12 protein-coding genes are annotated in these 15701 nt (G+C 71.4%); 6 read left to right on the plus strand and 6 right to left on the minus strand.

Features of this window, described 5'->3' with window-relative positions; translation table 11 throughout:
- Nucleotides 1-10 precede the first annotated feature (10 nt).
- The 6 genes from NR792_RS18125 to NR792_RS18150 form a co-directional block, all read right to left on the minus strand.
- On the minus strand, nt 11-1453 hold the full coding sequence (locus tag NR792_RS18125; RefSeq protein WP_375761270.1) for a sigma-54-dependent transcriptional regulator: 1443 nt from the start codon (nt 1451-1453) through the stop codon (nt 11-13).
- On the minus strand, nt 1450-2985 hold the full coding sequence (locus NR792_RS18130; protein ID WP_375761644.1) for a nitrogen regulation protein NR(II): 1536 nt from the start codon (nt 2983-2985) through the stop codon (nt 1450-1452). The genes NR792_RS18125 and NR792_RS18130 overlap by 4 nt, the downstream gene beginning before the upstream one ends.
- Nucleotides 2986-3046: 61 nt before the next feature.
- Nucleotides 3047-4297, minus strand: a complete 1251-nt coding sequence (locus NR792_RS18135) for a type II secretion system F family protein (protein WP_375761271.1) — start codon at nt 4295-4297, stop codon at nt 3047-3049.
- Nucleotides 4298-4351: 54 nt separating this feature from the next.
- Nucleotides 4352-5464, minus strand: coding sequence for a PilT/PilU family type 4a pilus ATPase (locus NR792_RS18140; RefSeq protein ID WP_207048093.1), 1113 nt, complete (start codon nt 5462-5464; stop codon nt 4352-4354).
- A gap of 48 nt (nt 5465-5512) precedes the next feature.
- A complete protein-coding gene (pilB, locus tag NR792_RS18145; RefSeq protein WP_375761272.1) occupies nt 5513-7213 on the minus strand; it encodes a type IV-A pilus assembly ATPase PilB in 1701 nt (566 codons plus the stop codon).
- A gap of 221 nt (nt 7214-7434) precedes the next feature.
- The gene (locus NR792_RS18150; RefSeq protein WP_375761273.1) at nt 7435-8361 is read right to left on the minus strand and encodes a bifunctional riboflavin kinase/FAD synthetase; all 927 of its coding nucleotides are present in this window, start codon (nt 8359-8361) and stop codon (nt 7435-7437) included.
- A gap of 81 nt (nt 8362-8442) precedes the next feature.
- Here NR792_RS18150 and NR792_RS18155 point away from each other — a divergent pair, with 81 nt between their 5' ends.
- The 6 genes from NR792_RS18155 (at nt 8443) to NR792_RS18180 (ending at nt 15613) form a co-directional block, all read left to right on the plus strand.
- Nucleotides 8443-9063, plus strand: coding sequence for a tRNA (guanine(46)-N(7))-methyltransferase TrmB (locus tag NR792_RS18155; RefSeq protein WP_375761274.1), 621 nt, complete (start codon nt 8443-8445; stop codon nt 9061-9063).
- Nucleotides 9064-9237: 174 nt separating this feature from the next.
- Nucleotides 9238-10281 carry a diguanylate cyclase gene (locus tag NR792_RS18160; protein WP_120527970.1) on the plus strand — a complete coding sequence of 348 codons (1044 nt, stop codon included), beginning with the start codon at nt 9238-9240 and terminating at the stop codon, nt 10279-10281.
- A 50-nt stretch (nt 10282-10331) separates the two neighbouring features.
- Nucleotides 10332-10745, plus strand: a complete 414-nt coding sequence (locus NR792_RS18165; RefSeq protein WP_375761275.1) for a hypothetical protein — start codon at nt 10332-10334, stop codon at nt 10743-10745.
- Between the two features lie 67 nt (nt 10746-10812).
- Nucleotides 10813-12102, plus strand: coding sequence for a hypothetical protein (locus tag NR792_RS18170; protein ID WP_375761276.1), 1290 nt, complete (start codon nt 10813-10815; stop codon nt 12100-12102).
- 89 nt (nt 12103-12191) lie between these two features.
- Nucleotides 12192-12614 (plus strand): cupredoxin domain-containing protein, encoded by a 423-nt coding sequence (locus tag NR792_RS18175; protein WP_375761277.1) that lies wholly within the window; start codon nt 12192-12194, stop codon nt 12612-12614.
- Nucleotides 12615-12682: 68 nt separating this feature from the next.
- Entirely contained in the window at nt 12683-15613 is a 2931-nt protein-coding gene (locus NR792_RS18180; protein WP_375761278.1) for a helicase C-terminal domain-containing protein, read from the plus strand.
- The last annotated feature ends 88 nt before the right edge of the window (nt 15614-15701 follow it).

The raw sequence follows: 15701 nt of genomic DNA on the forward strand, positions 1-15701 counted from the left end.
CGGCCCGGCGTCAGCCGGCGCGCGTCCCGCCGGGCTCGTCCAGCTCGTCCGTGAGGCCGTGCTTCGCCAGCCGGTAGCGGAAGGAGCGGAAGGACAGCCCCAGGAGCTCCGCGGCGCGCGTCTTCACGCCCTGCGCCTGCTTGAGCGCGGCCAGCAGGTGCCGGCGCTCGTGGTCGTCCAGGTGCCGCTCCAGGTTGAAGCCCTGGCCCAGCACCGGCTCTCCCCCGTCGCCCGCGCGGGCCTGGGGCTCCGCCTCGCCGCGCACGGAGGGCGGCAGCGTCCCGGGGCCCAGCACGTCCGAGTCCGACAGCGTGGCCGCGCGCTCCACCATGTTCTGCAGCTGGCGCACGTTGCCCGGAAAGGCGTAGCGCTCCATCAACGCCAGCGTCTCCGGCGCGAAGCGCAGGCCCGGGCGCCCCAGCTCCTCCGCCAGCCGCGACAGGAAGTGCGTCGCCAGGGGCGGGATGTCCTCCGAGCGCTCGCGCAGCGGGGGCAGCTCCAGCGTGATGACGTTGAGCCGGTAGAAGAGGTCCTCGCGGAAGCGGCCCGCCTTCACCTCCGCCTCCAGCCGGCGGTTGGTGGCCGCGATGACGCGCGCCTGGAAGGGAATCTCCGCCGCGCTGCCCACCGGCTTCACCTTGCGCTCCTGCAGCACGCGCAGGAGCTTCACCTGCGTGGAGAGGGGCATCTCCCCCACCTCGTCCAGCATCACCGTGCCCTCGCCCGCGGAGACGAGCAGGCCCGGCCGCTCGTGCGTGGCGCCGGTGAAGGCCCCGCGCATGTGGCCGAAGAGCTCGCTCTCCAGCACGCCCTCGTTGAGGGCCGCGCAGTTGAAGGGCAGGAAGGGCTGCGCGGCGCGGTGGCCCCGCAGGTGGACGGCCCGGGCCACCAGCTCCTTGCCGGTGCCGCTCTCCCCCGTCACCAGCACCGTGCTGCGCCCCGGCGCCACCTTCTCCACCAGCTGCCACAGCGCGCGCATGCGGGGGCTGGTCCCCACGAGCAGCCCGCCCAGCCCGGGCAAGAGCCGCGCCTTCAGCGTGCTGTTCTCCTGGCGCAGGGCGCGCTTCTCCAGCGCCTTGTGCACCAGCAGCCGCAGCTCCTCGTTGTCGAAGGGCTTGCAGATGTAGTCGTACGCGCCCTCGCGCATGGCCTCCACCGCGGAGGACGGCGTGCCGAAGGCGGTGATGAGCACCACCTCCGGCGGCTCCTTGCGCGTTCTCGCCGCGCGCAGCACGTCCAGGCCGCTGCCCGCCGTGCCCAGCTTCATGTCGGAGATGACCAGGTCCACCTGGTCCTTCTCCAGCACCGCGCGGGCGGGCTCCACGCCGGGCACGCTCGTCACCGCGTAGCCCTCGCGCACGAGCAATATCTCCAGGTACTCGCGCATGGACAGCTCGTCGTCCACCACCAGCACGTGGCCGCGCGGGCCTCCTTCATGGGGGAGCGCCGTCACAGCGGCAGCCCCACGAGGAACTCGGTGCCTTCGGCCGGGTTGGACGTCACGCGGATGCTGCCGCCGTGCGCGCGGATGATGGAGTGCGCGGTGGACAGCCCCAGGCCGGTGCCGCCGCTGCGGGTGGTGAAGAACGGCTCGAACAGGTGTCCCATCATCTCCTCCGTGATGCTGCCGGCCGAGTCCCACACGCGAATCTGGGCTTCCTTCTCCGCCCGCGCCAGCGCCACCCGGACGGTCCCCTGGGGGCCCGCCGCCTGGAAGCCGTTGCGCAGCAGGTTGATGAGCACCTGGCGCAGCTGATCCGGATCCACCGGCGCCGTCAGCGACTCCGCGGCCCGCACCTCCATCTGGACCTCGCGCGCCAGCGGGTCCGCGCGCAGCATGTCCACCGTCTCCGACAGCAGCGCGTCCAGCGCCACCGGCCGGCGCTGCGGCTCCGGCGGGCGGGCGAAGCGCAGGAAGTCCTCCACCAGCCGCGCCAGCCGGTCCGCCTCCCGCGTGAGGATGCCGGTGAGCTTCGTCACCACCACGTCGCTCGACTGCTCCTGGGCCAAGAGCTGCGCGGAGCCGCGCATGGCGGCGAGCGGGTTGCGGATTTCATGCGCCAGCTGCGCGGACAGCGCGCCCAGGCTGGCCAGCCGGTCCGTGCGCTTCAGGTCCTCCTCCATGCGGCGCAGCTCCGTGAGGTCCTGGAAGACGATGAGCAGCGCGCCCGCCTCGCCCTCCAGCGGTGACACGGACAGCCCCAGCACCCGGTTGCCGCCGGGCGTCCGCACGCGCAGCTCCCCGCGGGTGGAGCGCGGCGCCAGGGACGCCACGCCCGGCAGGAGCGTGTCCACGGGCTGGCCCACGCACGTGCCGGCGTCCGCCTGGAGGATGCCGCTGCCCGCGGTGTTGAGGAAGGTGATGCGCCGCTCGGCGTCGCAGGTGACGAGCCCCGACGGCATGGAGGACAGGATGAGCTGCTGCAGCCGCCCCAGCCTTCGCAGGTCCGCCTCGCTCTGGGACAGCGCGCCGCCCGTCGCGGACAGCTGGCGCGACAGGTAGCCGGACAGCACGGCGATGAGCACCAGCGCCAGCGCGTTGCTGCCCAGCACGAAGAGCACGCGCGCCGCGGGCACCGCCACCGCGTCCTCCGGCGTGGTGAGCCGGATGATGAGCAGCAGCATCGTGAACGCGAACGTGGACATGGCCGCGGCCAGCAGCGCGCCCCGCCAGTCCAGCACCACCGCCGCGCCAATCACGGCCAGGCTGTAGAGGAACGTCAGCGGCGAGTCCGCGCCGCCGCTCAGGTAGACGAGCCCGGTGGCGATGAGCACGTCGCCCACCACCGTCACCGTCGCGTCCAGCCGCCCCGCGGTGCCCCGGCGCAGCCGCAGGCCCGTCACCACCGTGAGGACGTAGGCGCCCGCGATGACCGCGAACGACAGCGAGTCCGCCCGGCTGGGCTCCTGCGCGGGCTGCGTCAGGAGCCGTGCCACCGTCACCACGAGCGACAGGCTCGCCGCGACGGTGCGGAACAACACCAACCACACCAGGCGGGGCCCCAGCCCCGGGGCCGCGCCTGACGCGGCCCCCCCCAGGCGTGCGCTACTTGATCGCGCCGGCAAGGTTGAAGATGGGCAGGTACATGGCGATGAGGAAGCCACCCACCACGCCGCCGAGGAACACCATCAGCAGCGGTTCGATCATCGACGTCAGCGCGCCGATGGCCGCGTCCACTTCGTCGTCGTAGAAGTCGGCGATCTTGTTGAGCATGGTGTCCATGGCGCCCGTCGCCTCACCGACGCCAATCATCTGCACCACCATGGACGGGAACACCTTGGTCTCCAGGAGGGGACCCGCGATGTTCTTGCCCTCGGCGATCTTCCCGCGCACGTAGTAGATGGCCTCTTCCACCGTGCGGTTGCCGGCCGTCTTCGCCGTCACGTCCAGCGCGTCCAGGATGGGCACGCCGGAGGAGATCATCGTGCCCAGCGTGCGCGTGAAGCGCGCCACCGCGACCTTGCGAAGCACGTCGCCGAACAGGGGCAGCTTGAGGAACACCTTGTCCCAGAACTTGCGGCCCTTGGGCTGGCGGTAGCTCCAGGTGAAGGAGAAGACGACCGCGGCGATGCCGACGACGGCGTGGATGAAGTACGCCTGCGCGAACTTCGACAGGTCCACGACCACCTGCGTGGGGCCCGGCAGCTGCGAGCCGAAGTCCGCGAACATCTTCTCGAAGACGGGCGTCACCTTGAGCAGCAGGAGCGCCGTCACGCCGATGGCCACCAGGATGACCACCGACGGGTAGGTCATGGCGCCCTTGACCTTCGCCTTGAGCTTCTCGTTCTTCTCACGGTAGGCGGCGAGCCGGTTGAGGATGGTGTCGAGGATACCGCCCACCTCGCCCGCGGCGCACAGCTGCACGTAGAGCTCGTCGAAGACCTTGGGGTGCTCCTTCAGCGCGTCCGCGAAGGTGCTGCCCTGCTCCACCTTGCCCTTGATGGCGAACACCACCTTCTTGAAGGCGGGGTTGTCCATCTGGCTGGCGAGGATGTCCAGACACTGCACCAGCGGCAGGCCCGCGTCGATCATCGTCGCGAACTGGCGGGTGAAGATGAGGATGTCCTTGCCCGTCACGCTCCCAGGCAGGGACAGCTCCAGGTCGAGGGCGCCCTTCTTGCGCACCTTCGTCGGGTTGAGGCCCAGGGACTTGAGGCGCGCGTTGACGGCCTCGATGTCCGAGGCCTCCATCTCGCCCTTCTTGTTCTCCCCGCTCTTGGTCTTCGCCTCCCAGAGGAACTGGGCCGTGTTCTTCTTCGACGCTGTCGCCTTCTGCTGGACCGCTGGTGCTGCCATACCTGGACCTCCGGGGAGGGCGCGAGTCTAACCCGCGAAATTCACGTCGGAAAACTAACGGGCACCCGCTCCCCCGGCCGGCCGCTGGGCTCCGCCCGGCGCGCCGCCCGTGGCGAGGATGTTGCGCAGCTCCTCCGGGTCGGAGGAACGGCCGAAGGCCTCGTCCTGGGAGATGAGCCGGCGCGCCAGAAGGGCGGCCAGCGCCTGGTTGAACGTCTGCATGCCGTACTTCGCCTGGCCCACCTGCATGGAGGAGTAGATCTGGTGGACCTTGTCCTCGCGGATGAGGTTCCGGATGGCGGGGTTGGGCACCATGACCTCCAGGGCCAGCACGCGGCCGGGGCCGCCCGCCTTGGCGACGAGCGCCTGGCTCATCACGCCCTCGAGCACGAAGGACAGCTGGGCGCGCACCTGGGGCTGCTGGTACGGGGGAAAGACGTCCAGGATGCGGTTGATGGTCTGCACCGCGCTGTTGGTGTGCAGCGTCGCGTAGCAGATGTGGCCCGTCTCCGCGATGGTGAGCGCCGCCTCGATGGTCTCCAGGTCTCGGAGCTCACCGACGAGCACCACGTCCGGATCCTGGCGGAGGATGTACTTGAGGGCCGTCTTGAAGTTGCGCGTGTCCGCACCGACCTCGCGCTGGTTCACCAGGCAGTTCTTGTGCGGGTGCAGGTACTCGATGGGGTCCTCGATGGTCATGATGTGCTCATGACGCTCGGTGTTGATCTTGTCGATCATCGAGGCCAGCGTGGTGGACTTGCCGGAGCCCGTGGGGCCCGTCACCAGGATGAGGCCGCGCGGCTTCTTCACCAGCTCCGCCACCACCGGCGGCAGGCCCAGCTCCTGGAACGTCAAGATCTTGAACGGAATCGTGCGGAACGCGCCGGCGACGGCGCCGCGCTGCATGAAGATGTTCGCGCGAAAGCGCGACAGGCCCTTCACGCCGAACGACAGGTCCAGCTCGTTCTCCTCCTCGAACTTGTGCTTCTGGGCGTCCGTGAGGATGGAGTAGCAGAGCTGCTTGGTCTCCACGGGCGTGAGCGGCGCCGTCTTGAGCGGGACGAGCTCACCGTCCACGCGGAGCTGCGGCGGCGAGCCGGTGGTGATGTGGAGGTCGGAAGAGCCCTTCTCGACCATCGCCTTGAGGAGCTGGTGCAGGTTGGCCACGGATGCGTGTCCTGTCGGGGGAAAAAGGTGGTGGAGGAAGTGGGGTGACTAGAAGCGGTCCGGCGCGGTGTTGCCCACGACCTCTTCGAGGGTGGTCATGCCGTCCATGAGCTTCTTGAGCGCGCTCATGCGCAGGCTGCTCATGCCCAGGCGGATGGCCTCCTGCTTGAGCTCCGCGGCGGAGGCGCCGTTGATGACCAGCTCCTTGAGGCCGTCCCAGAAGGGCATGACCTCGTAGATGGCCACGCGGCCGCGGTAGCCGCGGTCGTTGCACTCGCGGCAGCCGACCTTCTCGTACATGGTGAAGGTGCCCATCTTGTCCGGCGGGATGCCCGCGTCGATGAGGGCCTGCTCGTCCACCTTCTCCGCGGGGCGCTTGCACGCGGGGCACAGCCGGCGCGCCAGACGCTGGGCGAGGATGAGGTTGAGCGACGCGGTCACGAGGAACGGCTCGATGCCCATGTTGAGCAGACGGCTGACCGTGCCCGGGGCGTCGTTGGTGTGCAGCGTGGAGAGCACCAGGTGGCCCGTGAGCGCCGCCTTCACGCCGATTTCCGCCGTCTCGAAGTCGCGGATCTCACCGATCATGATGATGTCGGGGTCCTGGCGGAGGAAGGAGCGCAGGCCGGCCGCGAAGTTCAGGCCGATGTCCTCGTGCATCTGCACCTGGTTGATGCCGGCGAAGTTGAACTCCACCGGGTCCTCCGCGGTGCAGATGTTGGTGCCCACGTCGTTGAGGCTGGAGAGCGCCGAGTACAGCGTCGTCGTCTTGCCGGAGCCCGTGGGGCCCGTCACCAGCACCATGCCGTAGGGCCGGTCGATGGCCTCCTTGAACCAGGCCAGGGGCTGCGCGTCGAAGCCCAGCTTGGTCATGTCCAGCTGCAGGTTGCTCTTGTCGAGCAAGCGCATCACGACCTTCTCGCCGAAGAGCGTGGGGCACACGCTCACGCGGAAGTCCATCTCCTTGCCGCCGCCGATCTTGATCTTGATGCGGCCGTCCTGCGGCAGGCGCCGCTCGGAGATGTCCAGCGACGCCATGATCTTCAGGCGGCTGGTGATGGCGTTGCGCAGCTTCATGGGCGGGCGCATCACCTCGTACATCACGCCGTCGATGCGGAAGCGGACCCGGAAGTCCTTCTCGTACGGCTCGATGTGGATGTCGGACGCGCGCTTCTTGATGGCGTCCATGAGGATGAGGTTCACCAGCTTGACCACGGGCGCGTCGTCCGCGGCCTTGGCCATCTCATCCACGTTCTCCTGCTCGTCCTTGGCGACCTCGATGTCGTCGCCCACGTCGCCGACGATGTCCTCCAGCGAGGGGCCCTTCTCCGCGTAGTAGCGCTCGATGGACTCGCGGATGGAGATTTCCGACGCGACGACGGCTTCGATGTTGTAGCCGGTGAGGAACTTCAGGTCGTCCACGGCGAAGATGTTGGACGGGTCGCACATGGCCACGATGAGCGAGGGCCCCGCGCGGTTGACCGGGATCACCAGGTGCTTCTCGGCCACTTCCTTGGGCACGAGCTTGATGATGTCCGGATCAATGTCGAAGTCCTTCAGGTTGATGGCCGGCACGCCGTACTGCTTCGACAGGAAGTCGGTGAGCTTCGACTCCTCGATGGCGCCCGTCTTGATGAGCGCCGTGCCGATGCGCGCGCCACTCTTCTGCTGCTCCTCCTGCGCCTTGCGGAGTTGCTGGACGGAGATGAGGTTCTCGCGCACCAGCAATTCACCGAGTCGACCGGACATTTCTGGGATGCCTCTTTGAGCGTGAGGAGGGAACAGCCAGAGCCCCGGCTGTCAGCGGGACCCGCGGGGGGAAGGAGGCCATGCTACAGGGGCCTGAAGCCCTGGCACGGATCCTCCCGGATTAGAGGAAACCGATGCGCGGCCTGTCAAGGCGCCCTGGCGTGCTCCCTTGCTGTCCGGCGCCCCCTTCGCGCAGGGGCCGCGCCGGGGGCCTGGGGCCCCTACCCGTCGTCGCGGGCCACCACGGTGCGGGCGGCCTCCACGTCGCGTTTGATTTGACCCACCAGCTCCGCGGCGGAGCCGAAGCGCTGCTCGGGCCGCAGCCGCTCCAGGAACTGCACCCGCAGCTCCTTGCCGTAGAGGTCACCGGAGAAGTCCAGCAGGTGCGCCTCGATGGTGACCTCCGTGCCGCCAAAGGTGGGCTTCACGCCGATGTTGGCCGCCCCGGGGCGCCACGGGCCGGCCTCCTCCGCCAGCAGGCGCACGCGGATGGCGTACACACCGGGCGCGGGCCTCAGCTCGTTCTGCGTGTCCACGTTGGCGGTGGGAAAGCCGATGGTGCGCCCCCGGCCCGCGCCGGACACCACCGTGCCGTCCAGGTCGAACGGGCGGCCGAGCAGGCGCCTGGCCGCGCCCACCCTGCCCTCCAGGATGTACTCGCGGATCCGCGACGAGGACGCGACGACGCCATCCACGTTCACCGGCTGCACGACGTGCACCTGGGCGCCCCGCTTCGCCGCGGCCTCGCGCAGCGTGGTGACGGTGCCGGCGCGCTGGGCGCCGTAGGTGTAGTCGCTGCCCACGACGACGTGGCCCACGCCCAGGCTGTCGAAGAGGGCGGACTCGAAGTCCGCGGGCGTGGAGCGCGCGTAGTCGCGGGTGAAGGGCTGCACCACCACGTGGCCCAGGCCGCACGCGGCGAGCAGCTCCAGCTTGCGCGGCAGCAGCGTAATCAGCTTGGGCGCCAGGTCCGGCTGGAGCACCTTGCCCGGGTGGGGCTGGAAGGTGAGCGCGTTCGCGGGGGCGTGGCGCAGCGCCTCGGCGAAGAGGGCCTGGTGGCCCACGTGCACGCCGTCGAAGTTGCCCAGCGCGAGGGCCTGCCCCTGAAGCTGGCGGCCCGCCTCGGACACGGACTGGAAGACCTTCATGGCCCTTCCCTATACCACCCCGCGCGCTTTTGCCCTGGCCAACCCACGCGGCTCCATGGTTAGAGGCCCCCCGCTCCCGCCATGCGCCCTGCCCTGCTCCCTGATCCGGTCGGCCTCAAGTTCGTCCCCCTGGAAGCGCCCCCGGACTGGGACGCGGAGTTCGGGTTCACGGGGCCGCTGGAGCTGGAGATCGGCTCCGGCGCGGGTGGCCATGCGCTGGAGTACTGCCGCCGAAACCCCGGCGTGCGCTTCGTGGCCTTCGAGTGGCGCAAGAAGTACGCGCGCGACACGCAGATGCGCGCGGAGAAGGCGGGCCTGAAGAACCTGCGCGTCATCGAGTCCGACGCGCGCTTCGTGGTGCCGCGCATCTTCGCGCCCGGGTCGCTGGACGTCATCCACCTGCAGTTCCCCGACCCGTGGTGGAAGCGCTCGCACGCCAAGCGGGCCGTCGTGCAGCCGGACTTCGCGAAGCTGATGCTGGGGCTGCTCAAGCCCGGCGGCCGCTTCGACATGCGCACCGACGTGCAGGACCGCGCGGTGGCCATGCTGGGCATCCTGGAGGAGGCGGGCTTCCACAACCCGCTGGGCGCGGGCGTGTTCCACCCGTACGACCCGGAGGAGGTGCCCTCCACCCGCGAGCGGCGCTACCTGGCGTCCGGAGAACCCGTCTACCGCGCACGCCTGGTGAAACCCGCGCCGTAGTCCCCGCGGCGCCTGTCAGGCCCTGGACGCAAGGGTGGCGCCGGCCCGCCCGGGGTCCGCGGAGGCCCTTGGCAGCGCCCCCCACCCAGGGGAGAATCCACCCACGGGGTTCCCGCCCCGGGGGACACTCGCGACGTTGGCCACGACCGCATCCTGTTGGGGGGTGGGCGCTTCATGCCGGAAGCCGAAAGGAAGCGGATGGCGGAGGGCGCGCGCCGGAGCGGACCCGCGAACGACTTCTCCGGGCGCACCGTGCTCATCGTGGACGATGATCCGGCGCAGGTGAAGCACGTGCGCGAGGGCCTGGCCCCGCACGGCTACGTGTTCAAGGAAGCGCTGGACGGAGCCCAGGCGCTGTCCGCCATCCGCGCGGGCAGGCCCGACCTCATCGTGATGGACGTGGAGATGCCGGGGCTGGGCGGCGTGGAGGTGTGCCGCATCGTCAAGGCGAACGCGGGCGAGGGCGGCTTCGGCTTCATCCCGGTCATCCTGATGACGGCGCGGCAGGCGGCGGGCAAGGTGGAGGGGCTGGAGCTGGGCGCGGACGACTACCTGGTGAAGCCCTTCGACATGCTGGAGCTGGGCGCGCGCGTGAAGTCCATGCTGCGGCTCAAGGCGCTGCAGGACGCGCTGCTGGAGAAGAACCGCGAGCTGGAGTGGGCCAACCGGGAGCTGGACCGCCGCCGCCAGGAGCTGCTCGCCCTGAGCCGCACGGACGCGCTCACGGGGCTGTTCAACCGGCGCTACTTCGAGGAGCGGCTGAGCGAGGAGTTCATGCGCTCGCGCCGGTACCGCTCGCCCCTGTCGCTGGTGATGCTGGACATCGACCACTTCAAGCGCATCAACGACACCTTCGGCCACCCCTTCGGGGACGAGGTGCTGCGCGCGGTGGCGCAGACGGCCCGCGCGACGCTGCGGGAGGTGGACCTGCTGGCCCGCTATGGCGGCGAGGAGTTCATCGCCCTCCTGCCGGAGGCCGCTCCCCAGGACGCGCTCCGGGCGTGCGAGCGGGTGCGGGAGGCCATCGAGCGGCTGGAGCTGACCTGGAAGGCACCGGACGGAATGTCGCAGGAGGTGAAGCTGACCGCGTCGCTGGGCGTGGCGACGGTGCCCGCGGACGACCTGCCGGGAACGGAAGCGCTGCTGCGCGCGGCGGACGCGAGCCTCTATTCAGCCAAGGGGACAGGCCGCAATCGCGTCCACCAGCACGCGGCCTGACGCACCTCGCGCTTCCCCACGGCGGCGGTTTGACCTAAACCGGAGGCTCCATGCGCCCGCTCGCGACGACGACCTGGCTGCTGCTCGCCCTCTTCGCCCTGGGCGGCTGCAACCGGCTCCAGCCGGACTCCCCCGTGGGGGCCTACCAGACGTTCCACCGGCACGTGCAGCGCGGTGAGCTGCCCAAGGCGTACACGGTGTTGTCGCAACCGACCCAGCAGGTCCTGAAGACGCGGGCCCAGCAGGTGAGCGACGCGTCAGGCGGCATGGTGAAGCCGGAACCGCTCGCGTTGTTCTTCGCGAATGTTCCCGTGCCGCCGGATGTTCAGGAGGTTTCGCTGCTCCGGCAGGAGGGCGACGTGGCGACCTTGGTGGTGCGCTCGGCGGGAAAGTCGGGCGAGGTCCGGATGGTGAGGGAGCCGTCCGGATGGAAGGTGGACTTTTCAGCATCCCCCCAGCCGTGAGCCCGGGCATGCCCGGACCCCGCGCATCAGGTAACGTACAACCGTGAACGACAGGAAGACACGGCGGGTGCTCCCCGCAGTCGAAGTCATCCGGCGGCCGGGCTCGACGCCCGGCGGGCCGGTGACTCCGTCCTCGGCCGCCCCCACCCCCACGCCGAGGCCCACGCCCCGGCCCACGCCGGTGGCGCCCTCCGCCCCGGTGGCGCCCGCCAGCGCCGAAGGCGCACCGCGCCCGACGCCGGCCCCCCGCCCCACCCCGGGCGTGGCGCCCACGCCGAAGCCGAGCGGCCTCTCCCCCATGCCTCCCCGGCCGGCCACCCCCGTGGCCCCCGCGGGCCTGTCCGCTCCCACGCCCCGGCCCACGCCGGGCGCGGCAGGCGCATCAGGCCCGGTGTCGGCGGCCCCCTCGGCGCCTCCCCGCCCGTCCGGTCCTCCGGCGGCGGGCTTCACGCCGGGCGCGGCGTCGCGTCCGCCTCCCCGGGGTCCCGGCATGGGCGGGCCTCCGCGCGCGGGCGGGCCTCCGGGCCGCTTCGGGCCGCGCCCCAGCACGCCGCGTCCGCCTCCCACGCCGGAGCAGATCCTGGCGCTGGCCACGCGCGAGCACGTGCCGGCGCGCATCGCCAAGGGTGAGCTGGAAGGCAAGATGAAGGCGCGCATCTGGCGCAAGCTGCACGCCGAGGAGGCGAAGCGCTTCGACCAGGTCTACGAGCTCATGGGCCAGACGCCGGGCCTGTCGCTGGGGGACGCGTTCGGCATCCTCCAGAGCGGCCTGACGGTGCAGGAGTTCATGGCGCGCAAGGAGCGCAGCCAGCGCAAGGCCGCCATCAAGCAGGCGCGCGGCCAGGTGGACAACGCGCTCGTCGCGGACTTCCTGGGCGCGTTCATCGAGCAGAAGACCGAGCTGTCCGTGGTGCTGGCGGAGCGGTCGCTCCTGGACACGCTGCTGGCGGAGGAGGCCATCGCCTTCACCTTCGAGCGCACGGGCCGGCTGGAGAAGCTCCAGGTGGTGCTCATCGCGCGCAGGGGTGACTGGGAGCGGCTGATGCCGAACCTGGAGCGCGACGCGAAGCTCACGCAGAAGCCGGCGCAGGTGGCGCGTCAGCCGGACAAGCGTCCCTATTCGGACCCCCGGCCGTTCCTGCCGCACATCGGGCAGACGGTGAAGCTCACCCTGCGCAACGGCATCACGGTGTCCGCGCCGCTCTTGCGCGTGGGCCGCTTCGACGTGCTCCTGGGTGAGCCGGGGCATGAGCTGTTCGTCCCGCTGCACGCGCTCCTGCGCTTCGAGGCGCCCCCGGCTCCGGCCGAGGACGACTCCGACGACGCGGACGATTCGAAGCCCGACGCCGCGAGCTGACCTCCGCTCGCGGTGCCGTTACTTCCGGGCGGTCCTGCCTTCACGGCACGGGCCGCCCTTCTTCCTTCCTCCTCCCGGAGCCCCCATCCATGCGCCCCTTCTTCTCCCGCATCATCAAGCCCTGGCTCGCGCTCACCGCGGCGGCGGTCCTCGCGGGCGCGTCTCAGCAGGCGTGCTCCAAGGAGTCCTCCGCGAAGGAGCCGGGCGCGCCCGCCGCGCAGGAGGTGGGGCGGCGGGAGAACGGCGTGCACGTGGTGGAGCTGTCCGTCACGGAGAAGGGCTATGAGCCCTCGCCGGTGCAGCTGAAGAAGGGCGAGCCGGTGAAGCTGGTGGTGACGCGCAAGACGGACCTGACGTGCGCCACCGAGCTGGTGATGGACGAGTACAAAATCGACACGAAGCTGCCCCTGAACACGCCGGTGGAGATTGCGTTCACGCCCAACCAGTCCGGGACGCTCAAGTACGGCTGCGCGATGGGGAAGATGATCGCCGGCACCTTCGTCGTGGACTGAGGCCGGCGCAGGGGCCGCCGCCCGTTAACTGGCGATGTCCCCCCGGCCGGGTAGGCTCGACGCCCTGCATGGGCAGCTCGGAGCTCTTCACCCGGCACGTCTTCCTGGACCTCGAAACGACGGGGCTCGACCCTCGCGTGGATGAGGTCATCGAGGTGGGCTGCCTCTTCTTCGAGGACGGCCGGGAGGTGGACCGCTTCTCCCGCCTGTACTCCGCGTCGCGCCCGCTGAACCTCACCATCCGCCGGCTCACCGGCCTCTCCGACGCGCAGCTCGCCGGACAGCCGCGCTTCGACGCGGAGCGCGCGGAGCTTCGGGAGCGGCTGAAGGGCTGGACGGTGGTGGCGCACAACGCCCCGTTCGAGAAGGGCTTCCTGCCGGACGTGCTCGGCGGCGTGCCGGTGCTCGACTCGTGCGAGCTCATGCACTACCTGCACCCGGAGCTGCCCAGCCACTCGCTGGAGTCGCTGATGCGGTGGGCGAAGCTGGGCTCGCAGCAGCCGCACCGCGCGCTGCACGACTGCGTGGCGGTGCACGCGGTGCTGGTGCACGCGCTGGACGGCTGCGTGCGGGACGGGCGCGCGGAGGACGTGGCGGACCTGCTGGCCACCCTGGACCCCCGGGCCCGCGCGGCGCTGGGGCCCACGCCGCTGCTGGACACCCTGTCGGAGGAGGACGCCCGCGACCTGGCGGCGGACGCGGAGGCGCGGCCCCTGTTGGGGCTGCTGTCCCGGCTGTGGGAGGCGTGCCGGGCCACGCCGGTGCCGCTGAGCCTGGAGACGACGGGCGGCTTCCTGCGCGCGCGGCCGGAGCGCAAGCGCGCCAACGGCGGCAGGCCGCCCCCTGAACCCGAGCTGGACGCGACGCCGCTGCCGGTGCGGCCGGAGGAGGTGTCGCAGGTGCTGGGGCCCGGCGGCGCGCTGGAGCGCGGGGGTGGGTTCCTGTCCCGGCCCGCGCAGCTGGAGATGGCGCACGCGGTGGCGCGCACGCTGTCGGACGGCGGGCAGGTGGCGGTGGAGGCCGGCACGGGCACGGGCAAGTCGCTGGCGTACCTCACGCCCGCCGCGCTGTTCGCCGCGCGCAACGGGCTGAAGGTGGGCGTGGCGCCGCACACGAAGACGCTCCAGGACCAGCTGCTGGAGAAGGACCTGCCCCGGCTGCACCAGGCCACGGGCGGCGCGTTCGGCTACGCGCTGCTCAAGGGACAGACGAACTACCTGTGCCGCCGCCGCGCGCTGGAGGCCACGCGCGTGGAGCCGGGGATGAACCACGCCGCGCGGGCGCCCCGGGCGTACGTGCGCGCGTACCTGCGCCGCAGCCTGGACGGGGACCTGGACCGGCTGAGCCACTGGTTCCGCGAGCGCTTCCCGGGGATGCACGGGCTGGTGCCCTCCGTGCGCTCCGAGGCGGCGACGACGCTGGGCGAGCGGTGCCCGCATCACCACAAGTGCTTCTACCACTCGGCGGTGGCGCAGGCGCGCGAGGCGGACGTGCTGGTCATCAACCAGTCGCTCGCGTTCGCGTGGCCCGCGCGCTACGGGCGCCTGGACCACCTGGTGCTGGACGAGGCGCACGAGCTGGAGGACGTGGCCACCACCGCGCTCACGGTGGAGCTGTCCGACCTGGCCTTCCTGCGCCTCACGGAGCGGCTGCACGGGCGCGACGGGCGCCGGGGCCTCTTCGCGGAGCTGCGCCGCGCGCTGGCGGCCACGCGCCGGGACGAGTCCCGCGTGCTGATGTCCGAGGTGGACGACGCCCTGCGCACGCTGCTCCAGGAGGCGCGCGTGCTGGGTGAACAGGTGACGGCCCTGTGCGAGCCCGCGTCCGCGATGCCCGGCGAGGACGCGGACGACGCGGCCTACGCGCCGGAGCTGAGGGTGACGGACGCGGTGCGCGCCCTGCCCGCCTGGGAGCCCGTGCGCGAGGGGCTGGTGGCGGTGCGCACGGCCCTGCAGCGGGTGCACACGCTCCTGGCGGTGCGCGTGCTGGCGGCGCTGCCGGAGCTGGCGGTGAAGCAGCCGTCGCTGGAGCGGGAGCTGGCCGGGGCCACCACGGAGCTGGGCGAGCTGTCGGTGCTGGCCGGAGAGCTGGCCGGAGAGCCGGACGCGAAGCGCTGCTACGCGGCGCGCGCGGAGCCTCGCAAGGGCCGCTGGAGCGTGGGCGCGCAGCCGGTGGACGTGTCCGAGGCCGTGGCGAAGGACTTCGCCGCGAACAAGCGCGCGCTGGTGATGGCGTCCGCCACGCTGGGCACCGGGGACGGCGTGCCCTTCGTGCTGAAGCGGCTGGGGCTGAGGCCGCCGCTGTTGCGCGCGCCGTCGCCCTTCCACCTGGGACAGCAGGCGCTGGTGGTGCTCGTGACGGACGCGCCGCGCGCGCACGAGGAGCCGTTCATCGACTGGGCCTCCGGGCGCATCTCGGGCCTCGCGCAGGTGATGGGCGGCCGGGTGCTGGGCCTGTTCGCCTCCACGCGGCGGCTGGAGCGCGTGTCGCGCGAGGTGCAGGCGCGGCTGGAGCCGCACGGCATCGAGGTGCTGCGCCAGTCGCGCGGGCACGGCCGGTCGCTGGCGGCGCGGCAGGAGCGCGACACGGGCACGGTGCTCTTGGGCACCAAGAGCTTCTGGCAGGGCGTGGACATCCCCGGGCGCGGCGTGGGGTGTGTCTTCATCGACAAGCTGCCGCTGGAGCCGGCGTCACGGCCGCTGGTGGCCGCGCGCGAGGAGCCGCTGGCGAAGGCGGGCAACGAGTACCTGGGCTTCCTCCAGTACCGGCTGCCGCGCGCGCTGCTGCTCTTGCGCCAGGGCGTCGGGCGGCTCATCCGCTCCACCACGGACCGGGGCATCGTCGTGGTCGCCGACCCCGGACACGCCAGCTACCGGCCCATGCTGCTCCAGGCGCTCGCGGGCTACCGCGTCGTCGCGCTGCCGTGGGCGCAGGCGCGGCTGCTGCTGCACTCGGAGCTGATGCAGATGGGGCTCACCGCGGACACCGCGCGGGTGTGAGGCGCCTCGCGCGCTGAGGCAAGGCGCTGCCCTGCACGACCGCGCCAGCTGCTCGTAGGCCGCGCGCTTCGAGCGGGCGGCGCCTCGC

It is taken from the genome of Corallococcus exercitus (assembly GCF_042231735.1).
Classification (GTDB): Bacteria; Myxococcota; Myxococcia; order Myxococcales; family Myxococcaceae; genus Corallococcus; species Corallococcus exercitus_B.